Raw genomic sequence first — 13579 nt, 5'->3', positions numbered from 1 at the left:
GCAGCTGTTCAAATCGGGCGTGAAGCTGGCAGGCGGTTTTTAACGCCGGGATCAAGCGCCTGAACAGTTCAAACTGCGCCGGCTGCGGATAAGCCGCCGTATTGGCCGTCATCAGTGACAGATAGGTGGCATAGCCATTGAGGGTGCATAGCTTGACGCTGGTAAGATTATTCAGATCGTTGGGGTGATGAAACTCATTGTAATAGACGCTGCCGGCAATAAATTTATCGCCTAAATACTCGCGGTCTCGGTACATTTGCCCGACCGGTAACGCGGTCAATATTTTTTCGGCGGGATCGATGGCCAGAAACACGTCGCGATAGGCAGTGAAGACCTTCTCCTCCAGCAGGAATGAATCGGTCAACAGATGCGCATTGCCTTTATCGTAGAACAGAAATGCCGCGTACTGATGGCCGGTGAGGAACGCCAGTTTCTGCAATGCCGATTTCCACAAATCGGGATCCAGGGTGGCCATCAGCACCGTTTCCAGGATCTCGATGTAAATCAGTTCCGGATCAATCGCCATACCGCCACCTGTGAGTCACTGTTTCCGCTGCCGGAGCGGCGCATGTGGCCGCCCTGATCAGCATAGTTCCGCCAGCGAAACAATGACAGTCCCGGTTCGCTAAGCAGACCGGGAAAGGCGGTTGCCGGGAGCGTGACGCCAATGCGCTATCAAGGGGGCTCAGGATCCGCTGTTGCGGGTTTGGATAGCGCTCCCCTTCCGGCATAGCGTCCGCCAGACCATCAGGGTGCACAGCAGGGTGACGACCGCCAGCCCACTAAACAGTAGCGTATAAGCAGAGTCATAGCTCTCGCGCAGCGCCCGGAGGGAAAAGTCAGGCAAAAGCGCAGCCGCCTGCGGCATATTGCCGGCTCCCAGCCAGCCTGCGGCGCGGTGAATCACCTCGGGGGTATACCCGTGAACGCGACTCTGCAGGGTCAGGGTATTGCTTGCCGTTAATACCGCGGAGACTATCGCCAGGGCGATCCCCTCGCCGGCAACGCGAACGGTGTTGAACAGGCCTGCCGCCATACCGGCTTTCGCCACCGGCACAGCGGATATCGCCAGGCCGTCCATCAGCCCCCAGGGAAGCGCCGCCCCCGCCCCACAGAGGATCAGAGCCAGCACCAGTTGCGAAAGATGGTTACTGTGAAAAGCATCGCCCAGCAACAGCAACCCGACGGAGGCCATCATCAGCCCTCCCGTGGATACCCGCCCCGGTGAAAACCAGCGGGTGAGCAGGGCCGCAACGGATGGGAAAATCAGCATCGGCGCGGTCAGCGCCATCAGATATAGCGCGCTCTGCGACTCACTCATCCCCTCTCCGCCCATAAAATGCAGTGGAACAACAATCAGCAGGACCACGTAGCAACAGCAGGTGGCGACAGGCAGCAACAGTACGCCGACAAAACGCGGATGGCGCAGCAGGGAGAGTTCCAGCACCGGGTTGCTCACCCTCTGGCAGCGCACGGCAAACGCCACGAACAGCCCCCCCGACGCGATGAACAAGGCCAGCGTGGTCAGCGATAAAAAGCCGCGAGCCGGAATGACCATAAGCGATGCAGTAAACAGCATCAGGGCCAGCGTAAACAGGGTTAAGCCGAGGTTGTCAGGTGTCCGCGGCTGGCTTTGTTCTGCCGCCGGCAGATACGCCAGACCGATAAGCAGAACCATCGCCGAGAGCAGCGCAAACAGGGCGTATACGCCGCGCCAACCCACCGCGTCGGTCATGAAGCCGATCAGCAGCGGGCCGAACGCCAGGCCGGCGCCGAACACCGTGCCCAGGATGCTGAATGCCCGCGTCCGCTGAGCGCCGTCATACAGCTGGGCCAGCGCCGCACTGCCGCTGGCTAAAATCATCGCCGCGGCCAGACCTTGCAGCGCCCTCAGCACGCCTGACAGGAAGAGATTGTGCGTCAGACAAAACAGCAGGCTGCTCAGGCAAAACAGCGCGGCGCCGGCGATAAAAATACGTTTTCTGTCGATGGCATCCGCCGTCACCCCTGCGGCCAGCAAAAAGCTGCCGAAAGTCAGCATAAAGCCATTGGTCAGCCACGACAGCGCAGCGGGAGAGCCGCCCAGCGACTGCTGTATCGCCGGGGTGGTCATGACGCCGCCGGTAAAACTTAACGGCAGCAGCAAGGCCGCCATAAAGACAGAAAGCGCGGCCAGGGCGCTGGCGTATCGGGAAGGTGTTCTGGCGGTGAGTAACATCGGGCGGCCCTCATCAGTCGGCAAGGAATGAATAAACTATCGCCATCCTATTGCGGATGTTCTTGCCGATAAATAGACTGAAAATATCTTCTTAAGAGACAAAAGGTTTATAATCGATGGACAGCCTCACTTCGCTGACGTCCTTTGTCCGCACCGCCGAAACGCTAAGCTTTGTTCAGGCCGCCAGGCTGCTGGGGATATCTGCCTCGGCGGTGGGTAAGAATGTCGCCCGGCTTGAGCATAAGCTGGGGGTCCGGCTGTTCAACCGTAGCACCAGAAACGTCAGCCTGACGGCGGAGGGGGCCGCGTTTCTGACCCGCTGCCAGAGTATCCTGGAGCAGATCCAGGAGGCCGAGTCTGAGCTGACCAGCAGTCTCTCACAGCCCACCGGTAAACTGAGGATTTCACTGCCTGTCATCGGCTACCGCCTGCTGCTCCCCGCCCTCACCGCCTTTAGCCGTCTTTATCCGCAGGTTGAACTGGATCTCGACTTTAGTGACCGGCTGGTCAATCTGATCGATGAAGGATTTGATGTCGCTATCCGCAGCGGCGAACTAGCGGACTCCCGCTTGATCGCCAGAAAGCTGGGGGGCTTTCGTTTTGTGCTCTGCGCCAGTCCGGCCTATCTGGCGGAATACGGCGTTCCCGGCTCGCCAGCGGAATTAGCGGCGCACAAGTGTATTTTTTTTCGCTTCCCCGCGACAGGGCTGATCCAGCCCTGGGAACTGCGCGATATGCGGCTGACGGGAGATTTCAGGGCCGCTGCCATTATGACAGTCAATAACATTGAGGCCGCCATTCGCTTGAGCGCGGCGGGGATGGGCATCGCTTATGTGCCTGATTTTGTCGTGCGCGAGGCCATCAACGAGGGACAACTGCAGGAGGTGTTGCCCGGCTGTTGCGTCAAGGATGGGCATTTCTCGGTCCTGTGGCCCGCCAGCCGCTACCTGTCACCGCGAATACGCTGTTTTATTGATTTTATAGCTGCGGCAGAGATACCCTTGTCACCCGTATCGGCAAGCCCTACCCCCTGAAAAGCTCAGCGCCGGATGTCCTGCCGCGCGGCCAGCGAAAGCCGGCGGCAGGACATACCACTCAAGGGAGCATCTTACCCTTTGGCAAAATTGGCCTGGATCCGCTGCTGCAGATAATCCTCGGCGCTGATGGGCGGGTACTTTCTCTGCGGCCCGAGGATCTCGACATCTTTATTGGCCTGACAGAAAAACGCCAGGCTGTAGCGCGGCCCCTGATATTCGTGGGGCAGCGGGTTTCTCACCCGGTGGAAGTTAGACGGCAACTGGTCGTCGCTCCAGCGCATTAGCATATCGCCGATATTGCAGGTGATGACCTCCTCGCGCGGCTCAATGCTGGTCCACTGCTGGCTTTCGCGGTCTTTACCGGGACAAACCTGCAGGCCGCCCTGACCGGGGTGCTGGAACAGCAGCGTCAGACAGTCAAAATCGGTATGCGCGCCGGCCCGCCACATTCCCTGCTGCGACTGCTCGGTTGCATAGTAGTGCAGCATGCGCAAGGTGCTCTGATAGGTGTCACGCTGCGGATCGTGCGCGGTGGTGAAAAACGATTCCGGAAAACCGAGCTTTAACGCAAAGCAGGAGAGAATCTTCATCCCCAGCTGCCAGCACTGCGATTCAAACCCGAGCATCGTCTGCCGGAAGCCTGGCAGCTCCCGATCGCTGGGCCAGCGCCTATCCATCAGCGGACGGGTTATCTGATAGGACTCTTTTTGATCCGGCGTGCGGGTCGATGGCCGAACCTGCGCCTTGCTCTCCCAGCCGGCGTTGCCGGCCAGCGGATACTGGCGCTTCACCTCGTCGGGCAGGTTGAAAAACGCCTCGGTCGTGCTGAACGCCTGGCGGATCTCCGCCAGCGGAATACCATGGTGGCTGACCTGGAAGAAGCCGATCTCCACCGCCGCCTCCCACAGTTGTTCGGCAATATCATGTTTTCTTTCGGCAAAGTTCGACAGGTCGATACAGCGCACTTCGCGGGCGAAGGTCTCTTCGCCCTCGGCGCCCATCAGCGCCTCTTTTTCCAGTTCCTGTAAGGCATAGCGTTGATTCTGGGTGGTTGCGTTCATCTTCATTATCCTGTTATCAGTTAAACAGCGGCGCGCTGTTGGAGGGTACGGACGGCCGCCAGCGCGTCGTGGCGCATCGCGTCAAGGTCGAGACCGGGAATGGCGTCATCTTCCACGATGGGTCGGCCATTGAGCAGCAGCGCCTTCAGCGCGGCGCGCCCGCCGCAGGCCACCGGCCCAATGGCCATATCGTGCAGGCCGAAGTAGCGCGGATCGTCCAGCCGGTAAATGGCGAGGTCCGCCTGCATCCCGACCTGCAGAGTGCCGCTCTGCGCTAAGCCGAGGATCTGCGCCCCGCCGGCGCTGCCCCAGCGCACCACAACCTCCACCGTGGCCGCATCGGCCCCGCCCTCGAAGGTGCCTCCGGCGTAGCGCGGCTGCGCCAGCATCCCCTTGCGCGCGCGCTGCAGCAGCCATGCGGCATGGGCTTCGCTTTGCATATCCGCCGCCTCATTGGAGGCAGCGCCATCCACCCCCAGCGAGACCGGGACCCCGGCCTGCTCCAGCGCCAGTAGATCGGCGATGCCGCTGCCCAGCCGACCGTTGCTTTGCGGGCAATGGGCGATGCCGGTTCCGGTGCGGCCCAGCAGGGCAATCTCCTCCGGCAGCAGCTTCACCAGATGGGCAAACCACACGTCATTTCCCAGCCAGTCATGCTCCGCGCAGAACTGCACCGGCGTCATGGCGAATTTCTGCCGCGCGGCGTCAAGATAATCGACGGTTTCCGATAAATGGCTGTGCAGCCGGATCCCCAGCTGGCGGGCCAGCTTCGCCATCTCCCGCAGCTGGACGCCCGGCGCGGAGTGCAGGACGGTAGTGGGCGCCATCACCACCCGGCGCAGAGAATCGGGCCGGGGGTCGTGATAGCGGCTGACCAGCCGTTCGATATCCGCCATATAGCCGTCGAAGGTTTCCGGACGCAGCGCCACCGGCAGATCCTGTTCCACCGCCCGCCCCTGGGTCGCCCCACCCCGGCACAGAACGATGCGCATCCCCAGCGCTTCCCCTTCGCTGAAGACAATCTCCGAGGTATCGAAAGGCATATCTGGCCAGTACAGGTAGTTGTGATCCGCCACGCTGGCGCAGCCCGAGCGCAGAAGCTCCACCAGGCCAATGCGCACCGCCAGACGAAAGGTATGTTCATCGAAAGCCGCGCGAAAGCGGTACGGCGTGGCGCTCAACCAGGCCGTCAGGCTCTGGTTCAGCCCCTGCGGCTCGCCCTTCAGTAGCGACTGAAAAAGATGGTGGTGCGTGTTCACCCATGCCGGATAGATCACACAGTCGCGGGCATCGATCTGTCGCTCTTCCGGCAGCGGCGTCAGGCTGCCGATGGCCGCAATCTTGCCGTCGCGGATGCGAATATCTGGCCCGGCCAGCCGCGCCGCCTCTCCGGACAGACCGCTGAGGATGGCATGGGCATTTTTAATCATTAATGACATGGCGTCGCTCCTCAGGGTTTAACCTGCATGGCCTGAACAAATTCGGTGGTGTAGGCCTGTTTCCAGTCGGTGGCCGCCGCCAGCAGACCGGCGCTGACCATAAAATCACGCGTCTTTTGCCAGCGCGCGTCGGTCATCGTCCCCCAGCCCTGACTGGCGGCATCCCCGCCGTCGATCAGATGATGCTCACGGATCTGGGTCACGCCCCAGGCGAGCAGATCGTCGGTCATTTTGGGGTTGTCCTGCTTAATCAGCGCATTGCCCGGCGCCGGATCCTTGAGATAGCTCACCCAGCCCTCCATTGAAGCGCGGACAAACTTCGCCATCGCCGCTTTACGCTCGGCGATGGTGTCCGGGCGGGCGATAAGAATGCCGCCATAGGGAGGGTAACCATGCTCAGAAAAGAGGAAGAAGTTCGCCTTCACTCCAGCCTTCTGCACCTGGAACACCTCGGAGCTGACATAAGCCTGCTGGGCGACAGCGTCATCGACGACAAAGGGTTGAATATTGAAGGTGTAGGGGCGAACCTGAGCGTCGCTCAGCTGGTATTGCGCCTTCAGCCACGGCCACCATGTCGCCTGACCGGAGCTGGAGACCAGAATGGTTTTATCTTTCAGCCCCTGCAGGGAGGTGACATCGGCATGGGTCAGCAGCCCCTGGGGATCGTACTGAAAGGGAGCGGCAATGGCTTTCGCCTGGAAGCCGCGCTGAATGCCTTCCAGTAGCTGCAGATCGTAACCGATGATCACATCGGCCCGCTTCGACAACAGCAACTGCATGCCGTTGACTTGGGGACCACCGGAGCGGATCTCGACGTCGAGACCATATTTTTTGTACAGCCCAGTGGCCTGAGCCTGATAATACCCCCCCTGCTCCGCCTGAGCGTACCAGGAGGTCAGCAGAACGATTTTCTCCTCGGCCTGAACGGCCAGCGAGACACCGCCGAGGGCCATCAGGCCCAGCCAGCGTAAACCCCGGGGAAGGCGTGCGCCTGTTTTCATTATCCCTCTCCTCTTTACGCCGGGAGGGGGAGCGAGCGAATGTGGCTCAGCCTCCCATCCCGGTCAACATTGAACCGCGACATGGTGACTGAGCAATGTCCCGTATGGATAACCCGTACTGACCGCTTCTACTCACACTTAGCTATACAAAAACAATGCCAGATTTTATCGCCCGCGCGCGGCCGCGCAAAATCGCCTGCGCCGCCGCCCTGGGGCATGCAACCTTTGATTCATGCACACAAAAAACGCACCATTATGGTGCGCTAATGAATGATTTTAGTGCCTGCCGGTCTCTCACAGCTGGCTGAAGAGCATCTCCAGCTGGTTCAACATCATCGAGGCGGCAAGTGAAAGCTGGCGGGCGGGCGAGACGCACAGCGCCAGCGTGAAAGGCTTAAGCTGCGGATCGGTAAGCGGCACAAACGCCAGCTGGCCGGACTCAATCTCATCGAGAATATCCAGCCGGCACAGGATGCCGATACCCATCTGCTCTTTAATCAGGGTGCGGATCATGTGGATGTTATTCGACACTGCCACCTCCTTCACCTCGTTGCCGCTGATGTTCACCAGCGCCTCTACCGGTTCGCTGATCATCAATGGGGCGGAGGGCAGGATAAACGGGTAGTCGATGCACTGGCTAAAGCGCACAGCGCTGCGGCTGGCCAGCGGATGGCCGGTCGGCACCACGATCCCCATATTCATTTCGGCAAACGCCCTCACCTGCAGTTCACGGGAGGTCTGCGGATTGAGCATGATGCCGAAATCCGCCTCGCCGGAGATCAGCGCCTGCTGGATGTGGATATTGTTGATGGTGGTCAATGTAAAAGAGATGTTGGGATAATGTTTATGCACCTCTTTGAGCATCGTCGAAAAGAAATGCCGGTTAATGGCATCGATGGTGGCGATGCGCACATGCCCGCGCCGCAGTCCGCGCAGGTCATCCAGCTGCTCACAGACCCGGGTAAAGTCCTTTTTCCAGTTATTGGCCGCATGCAGCAGCAGCTCCCCGGCGGCGGTCAGCCGCAGCCCGGTGGGATGGCGCTCGAAGAGCGGCATCGCCAGCTCCTGTTCCACGCGCAAAATCTGACGGTCGATAGAGGACGCAGAGACATGCAGCGCCTCTGACGCTTTACGAAACGACCCCTGACGGGCCACTTCAGTGAAATAGAGCAGAAATCGGGAGAAGGCAAACATCGTTTGGGTGCTCTCTTTTTTGCAACGGGTTGTGCGAATCAAAGCTCTGGACGCAACAGTTTAATCACAATACCGTAGCATTCATAGCGGAGAAACGATCGTTTCACCCATTTTCTTGCACGCCGGACAGTTCACCGCGAAGGGGAGTTATCTCTTCGCCGACCCTGGCCGCCCTGCAGACAGCGGAATGAGGGAAAGTAAACGGTAATGCACAGCCACGATTTTATTTCGGTCTCGGTCGGGGAAATACGGCCTAACGGCGAGGGAAATCTGTCTTTAATATTGCAGGCAGCGGCCGGGGAAATATTACCGGCCTACTCCGCCGGGGCGCATATCGATATTATTATTCCCGGCGTTGGCCCGCGGCAATATTCCCTGTGCGGCATGCCTGACCGCGGAAATCGCTATGAAGTTTGCGTCAGGCTGGCGGACGCTTCCACCGGCGGCTCACGCTATTTGCACCAGCAGCTCAAAGCCGGCGATCGGCTCTCCATTTCGCAGCCGCGCAACCATTTCCCCCTGCCGCAAGCCGGGCGCTACCTGCTGTTTGCCGGCGGTATCGGCATCACGCCGTTGCTGGCGATGGCTGACGCGATTGCCGCCAGAAAGGGTGAGCTGGAGCTGCATTATTATGTCGCCAGCTCGCGCCAGACCGCCTTCTCCCCGCGCCTGGCTCAGCTGGCCGCGAGCGGCACGGTGGCGATTCACTGCAGCGAGGAAGGCGAGTCGTTTCGCCAGCAGATCCCCCCATGCTTAACCGCGCCCGATCCTGATACCGCGGTGGTGGCCTGCGGCCCGGAGGGCTTTATTCAGCGACTGCGGTCGGTCATGGATGAATATCGCTGGTCGCCGTCGCAATTTGTATTCGAGCGCTTCACTCCCGCGGCGGAAAATAATACTGCGGCGAAAAACGCTTTTTATATTGAGCTGGCCTCCAGCGGGCAGCGTCTGCAGGTCGCCGCGGATCAAACCATTGCTCAGGTATTACAGCACGCCGGGGTGGAGGTCATGCTCTCCTGCGAACAGGGAATGTGCGGGTCATGTATTACCGGGGTCCTCGACGGGATCCCCGAGCACCGGGACAGCGTGCTGACGGCGGAAGAGAAAGCTGGCAACGACCAGATCACGCTCTGCTGTTCGCGGGCGAAATCACCGGGTCTGGTTTTGGATCTGTGAGGAGACTGACGATGACATTCTCCTCCTCTTGCGCGCCGCTCACCGGTATCAGCCGCGCCCGACTCCCGGCCTGGGCGCTGCCCGAAGGCTGGCCGACGCAGGCCAACGGTGAACCGCTGCTGGCGGACCTGGCCTTTCGCGATGGCCGGATCGCCGCATTGACCCCAACCGACCAGCCGGCTCCCGGCCTGTGGGATCTGGCGGGGGCGTTGACGCTCCCCGGCCTGGTGGAACCCCATGCCCATCTGGACAAGACATTCACCATTGAACGCTGCCGTCCGGCGCAGGCCGGGCTGCTGCCGGCGATCCACGCCATGCATGAGGATCGCCGACACTGGACCGGGGCGGATATTCAACGTCGGGCGTCCGCCGCGCTGGCCCGGGCGGCAGCGAATGGCGTGACCCATTTGCGCAGCCATATCGACTGGTTTACCGCCGACGCGCCGGACGCCTGGCAGGAGATCGCCCGCCTCGATACCGGCGGCATCACCCTGGAGCGGGTGGCGCTGGTCCCGCTGCCCCTGTTTCAGGATCCGGCGGATGCCGAGGCCATTGCCCGTGCGGTCGCCAACAGCGGAGAGCGCTGCCTGCTGGGCGGCTTCATCCACTCCTCCAACTGGGACGCCGCCGCCATGGCAAACCTGCTGCATAGCGCAGCCCGCTGGAAACTGGATCTGGATTTGCATATCGATGAGGAGCTCAGCGAGGTGTCTCAGGGGCTGACCTGGCTGGCGGATCATCTCTCCCGCCACCCTTTCCCCGGGCATATCTGCTGCAGCCACGGCTGCGCGCTGGCCGCCGGCAGCGACGCGCAGGCGGCGCAAATCCTGCGCCAGCTGGCGGCGCACGGGATCACCCTTATCGCTCTGCCGATGACCAACCTGCTGCTGCAGGATGCGACGTTCGGTCGCACGCCGCGCCAGCGGGGGATCACCCTGCTGCACGAGGCGCAGGCCGCCGGCGTGGCCACCCTGCTCGGCTGCGACAACGTGCAGGACGCTTTTTGTCCGGCGGGAAGCTACGACCCGCTGGACACCCTGGCCTGCGGCCTGTTCAGCGCCCAGCTCAGCGACCCGTTCGACCGGCAGTCGCGGCTGATCTGCGATCGCGCGGCGCTAACCGGTTCGCCGGCAGACGCGGCGCCCTTTGCCGTCGGGGCGGCGGCCAGCGTGGTGATTTTCCCGGGTAGCGACCGTTATACCTGGCCTTTAAACAGCGCCGCCCGTCTGGTGGTTAACCACGGCAGGTTAACCCACCGGCGCGTGTGGCAGGAGGAGATGGCACATGAGTCTTGAAGCAGGCGCGGGGGCGCCGCTGGCGCGGTATGCCGCCTGGCGCAGAGCCGGCGATTTTATCTTTCTCTCCGGCATTATTCCGGTCAATCCCCTGACCGGCACCATCGTCAACGGCTTTCAGGATGTGCCTGAGCCGGTGCGGGAGCTTCTGGGGGCGACCGGCGAATTTTCAACCGATGCGAAACAGGGGCCGATCCTCGCCCAGAGCTGGTACGTCCTGGAAAGTATCCGCCGCACCGTGGAGTCCGCGGGAGGGCAGATGAGCGACGTTATCAAGCTGGTGCAGTACTTTCGCAACCTTGACCATTTTCCCTATTACAGCAGGGTCAGGAAGCTGTTTTATCCCGGCCAGCCGCCCGTTTCCACCGTAGTGCAGGTCAGCGAAATGCTGCCCGACGCCACGGTATTGATTGAAGTCGAAGCAACCGTCTGGTTACCCCAGCCAATTCACTCCGAGGCACCGCGATGATTAACGGTTACATTCCTGCAGCGCGCTTTCTCCCTTTTCTGAGCTGGACGGACGTGGCCGCCCTGCCGGATAAAAGCAATACGGTTATCGTCCTCCCTACCGGGGCGATCGAACAGCACGGCCCGCATCTGCCCTGCTCGGTGGACAGCGTGATATCTTCCGGCGTGGCGGGCCATGCCCTCGCCCGGCTGCCGGCGGCGATCCCGGCCTACGCCATCCCGCCGATCGTCTACGGTAAGTCAGAGGAGCATCTGCATTTTCCCGGCACCCTGACCCTCAGCGGCGATACGCTGCTGCATACGCTGCTGGAGATCGCCGAATCTCTCTATCGAGCCGGTTTTCGCAAGCTGCTGATGATCAACGGCCACGGCGGCCAGCCGCAGATCCTGCAGATCGCCTGCCGGGAAATGCGCCTGCGCCACGGGGATTTTATCGCCATCCCGCACGATGTGTTCAACGTGCCCAACTGCGAAAAACAGTTTCTCAGCCCGCATGAACAGCGGATGGCGATGCACGCCGGCCATAGCGAAACGGCGCTGATGCTGGCGCTGGCGCCGGAGTGCGTTCATATGGAGCGGGCGGTCGCCAACTTCCCGCCGGAATTCCCCTGCCCGACCCTGTCGAAAGGCCGCCCGGCGGCGGCATGGGCAGCGTATGACTTTGGCCCCAGCGGGGTGATTGGCGACCCGACCCCGGCGACGCGGGAGCAAGGCGAAGGGCTGCTCGACTCCCTCGCCGCCAGCTGGGCGCAGGCAATCATCGAGATCCACCGCATGGCCTGGGTCGAACGTCGCGAACCGACCTGGGGCAAACAGCACTGGCATGGCTTTGTCCAGTCCCTCCCCCCCTCTTTCGCTGCTGATTCCAAGGAGCCCTGATGAATACCAGATCGACGCCAGTTTTAACCCTGCTGACCGTGACCGCCCTCGCCACCTCAGCCTCCTCCTTCGCGGCGGAGAAGTTTACGTTTCTCACCAACTGGTATGCCCAGGCGGAGCACGGCGGGTTTTACCAGGCCCAGGCCACCGGGCTGTACCAACACGCCGGTCTCGATGTCGAAATTAAAATGGGCGGCCCGCAGATCAACGTTATGCAGCTGATGGCGGCCGGTCAGGCGGACTGCACCCTTGGCGACAACGGCCAGGCGCTGGAGACCTGGCAGGCCGGGGTGCATGCGGTAACCGTCGCCACCGTGTTCCAGCACTCGCCGACGGTGTTTATCACCCATGACAAAGTAAGCAACCCGGCTGAGCTTAAAGACAAAACCTTCCTGCTCGCCACCGAGGCCTATACCTCCTTCTGGCCGTGGGCGAAGAGCGAGCTGGGTCTGGCTGGCAGCAAAGTGCGCCCCTATACCTTTAACGTCCAGCCGTTCCTCGCCGACAAAAATCTGGTGCAGCAGGGCTACGTCACCTCCGAGCCGTTCTCCGTCGCCAAAGGCGGGCAGCCGTTCTATGTCTATCCGCTCAGCGACTGGGGCTACCCGCCCTACGGCAACTCGATCATCTGTATGGCGGACACCATCCGCAAACGTCCGGCGGCGGTGGCGGCCTTCGTCAAAGCCTCCATGGAGGGCTGGAAAAGCTACCTGCAGAATCCCACCCCCGGAAACAACCTGATCGGCAAAGCGAATCCACAAATGGGCGCCGAGCAGATCGCCTTTGGCATTGCCCAGATGAAGCACTACCAGCTGGTGACCGGCGGCGATGCTAAGACCGGCGGCATCGGCATCATCACCGAGCCGCGGCTGAAAAAAACCTGGGACATGCTGGTGAAAAACAAACTGATCGACGCCAGCAAGGTGCCGTTTGAGCAGACTTACACCCTGGAGATGGTCAAAGACGCCGGAGTGATGCCATGAATACCGCCCCGAAACTGACCGTGATGAGCGACACCCGCTTTACGCCCGCCTCCGCCACGCCGGCCATTGAGGTGCTGTCGGCGGAGAAGATCTACAGCAACGGCACCCGGGCGCTGCTGCCCGTCAACCTGACCATCAATCAGGGGGAGTTCATTACCCTGCTCGGTCCGTCCGGCTGCGGTAAAAGTACGCTGCTGAAGATGGTCGCCGGCCTGGTGGAGCCCAGCGACGGCAAGCTGATGCTGTGGCGGCGCGACAGCCGGGAAAAGGCCCAGCATCCGCTCTCGTTCGTCTTCCAGGAAGCCACCCTGATGCCGTGGAGCAGCGTGCGCAATAACGTCAGGCTGCCGCTGGATCTGGCCGGCGTGCCGCGCGCGGAAGGTAATACCCGGGTGAGTGAAGTCCTTGAGCTGGTGGGGCTGGGCAAGTTCGCCGACGTCCTGCCGCGCGAACTCTCCGGCGGCATGCAAATGCGCGTCTCCATCGCCCGCGGTCTGGTCACCCGGCCAAAGCTGCTGCTGATGGATGAGCCCTTCGGCGCGCTGGATGAAATTACGCGCAACAAGCTCGACAGCGATCTGCTGCGTCTGTGGCAGGAGCAGAACCTGACGGTGGTCTTCGTCACCCACTCGATCCACGAAGCGGTGTTTCTCTCGCAGCGGGTGATCATGATGGCGGCCCGTCCCGGACGGGTGGTGGAAGATATCGCCATCCGGGAGCCGTTCCCGCGCAGCGAGGCGTTCCGCGTCAGTCCGGCCTTTTCCCTGTATGCCCGTCAGCTGCAGGACAGTCTGTTGCAGGCCAGCCAGTCTGGTATGGAGCCATAAT

Annotated in this window: 12 protein-coding genes and 1 pseudogene; 7 read left to right on the top strand and 6 right to left on the bottom strand. The window is 61.5% G+C overall.

Features of this window, described 5'->3' with window-relative positions:
* Positions 1–412: 412 nt before the first annotated feature.
* Positions 413–526, bottom strand: a pseudogene (locus ACLH1I_RS04935) (LuxR family transcriptional regulator); the annotation flags it as partial.
* Between the two features lie 159 nt (positions 527–685).
* Positions 686–2218, bottom strand: coding sequence for an MFS transporter (locus tag ACLH1I_RS04930; RefSeq protein WP_048324498.1), 1533 nt, complete (start codon positions 2216–2218; stop codon positions 686–688).
* 116 nt (positions 2219–2334) lie between these two features.
* Between ACLH1I_RS04930 and ACLH1I_RS04925 the strand changes: the two genes are divergently transcribed.
* Complete coding sequence (locus ACLH1I_RS04925; protein ID WP_109938399.1) at positions 2335–3252, top strand: LysR family transcriptional regulator; 918 nt, start codon at positions 2335–2337, stop codon at positions 3250–3252.
* Between the two features lie 74 nt (positions 3253–3326).
* On the opposite strand, the gene ACLH1I_RS04920 is transcribed toward ACLH1I_RS04925, so the two are convergent.
* From ACLH1I_RS04920 to ACLH1I_RS04905, 4 genes are all read right to left on the bottom strand, one after another.
* Positions 3327–4316, bottom strand: a complete 990-nt coding sequence (locus tag ACLH1I_RS04920; RefSeq protein ID WP_198079711.1) for an isopenicillin N synthase family dioxygenase — start codon at positions 4314–4316, stop codon at positions 3327–3329.
* Positions 4317–4336: 20 nt separating this feature from the next.
* Positions 4337–5755, bottom strand: coding sequence for an amidohydrolase family protein (locus ACLH1I_RS04915; RefSeq protein WP_151628657.1), 1419 nt, complete (start codon positions 5753–5755; stop codon positions 4337–4339).
* A gap of 11 nt (positions 5756–5766) precedes the next feature.
* Positions 5767–6756 carry an ABC transporter substrate-binding protein gene (locus ACLH1I_RS04910; protein ID WP_043519923.1) on the bottom strand — a complete coding sequence of 330 codons (990 nt, stop codon included), beginning with the start codon at positions 6754–6756 and terminating at the stop codon, positions 5767–5769.
* A gap of 294 nt (positions 6757–7050) precedes the next feature.
* The gene (locus ACLH1I_RS04905; protein WP_004202952.1) at positions 7051–7950 is read right to left on the bottom strand and encodes a LysR family transcriptional regulator; all 900 of its coding nucleotides are present in this window, start codon (positions 7948–7950) and stop codon (positions 7051–7053) included.
* Positions 7951–8157: 207 nt separating this feature from the next.
* Here ACLH1I_RS04905 and ACLH1I_RS04900 point away from each other — a divergent pair, with 207 nt between their 5' ends.
* Genes ACLH1I_RS04900 through ACLH1I_RS04875 form a run of 6 tightly spaced genes read left to right on the top strand, consistent with a single transcriptional unit; the run spans position 8158 to position 13578 of the window.
* A complete protein-coding gene (locus ACLH1I_RS04900; RefSeq protein WP_004202954.1) occupies positions 8158–9126 on the top strand; it encodes a PDR/VanB family oxidoreductase in 969 nt (322 codons plus the stop codon).
* 11 nt (positions 9127–9137) lie between these two features.
* On the top strand, positions 9138–10421 hold the full coding sequence (locus ACLH1I_RS04895; RefSeq protein WP_151385314.1) for an amidohydrolase family protein: 1284 nt from the start codon (positions 9138–9140) through the stop codon (positions 10419–10421).
* Complete coding sequence (locus tag ACLH1I_RS04890; RefSeq protein ID WP_048324511.1) at positions 10411–10890, top strand: RidA family protein; 480 nt, start codon at positions 10411–10413, stop codon at positions 10888–10890. Before ACLH1I_RS04895 ends, ACLH1I_RS04890 begins: the two co-directional genes overlap by 11 nt.
* Positions 10887–11768, top strand: coding sequence for a creatininase family protein (locus ACLH1I_RS04885; protein ID WP_023318467.1), 882 nt, complete (start codon positions 10887–10889; stop codon positions 11766–11768). The genes ACLH1I_RS04890 and ACLH1I_RS04885 overlap by 4 nt, the downstream gene beginning before the upstream one ends.
* Positions 11768–12751, top strand: a complete 984-nt coding sequence (locus ACLH1I_RS04880) for an ABC transporter substrate-binding protein (protein WP_048324513.1) — start codon at positions 11768–11770, stop codon at positions 12749–12751. Before ACLH1I_RS04885 ends, ACLH1I_RS04880 begins: the two co-directional genes overlap by 1 nt.
* Positions 12748–13578: an ABC transporter ATP-binding protein gene (locus ACLH1I_RS04875; RefSeq protein WP_032431880.1), complete on the top strand. Its 831-nt coding sequence runs from the start codon at positions 12748–12750 to the stop codon at positions 13576–13578. The genes ACLH1I_RS04880 and ACLH1I_RS04875 overlap by 4 nt, the downstream gene beginning before the upstream one ends.
* Position 13579 lies beyond the last annotated feature (1 nt).

Origin of the sequence: Klebsiella sp. 1SOBk10mer, from assembly GCF_046602535.1 — a bacterium.
GTDB classification, from domain to species: Bacteria; Pseudomonadota; Gammaproteobacteria; order Enterobacterales; family Enterobacteriaceae; genus Klebsiella; species Klebsiella quasipneumoniae.
This window is presented reverse-complemented; position numbering and strand designations above follow the sequence as displayed.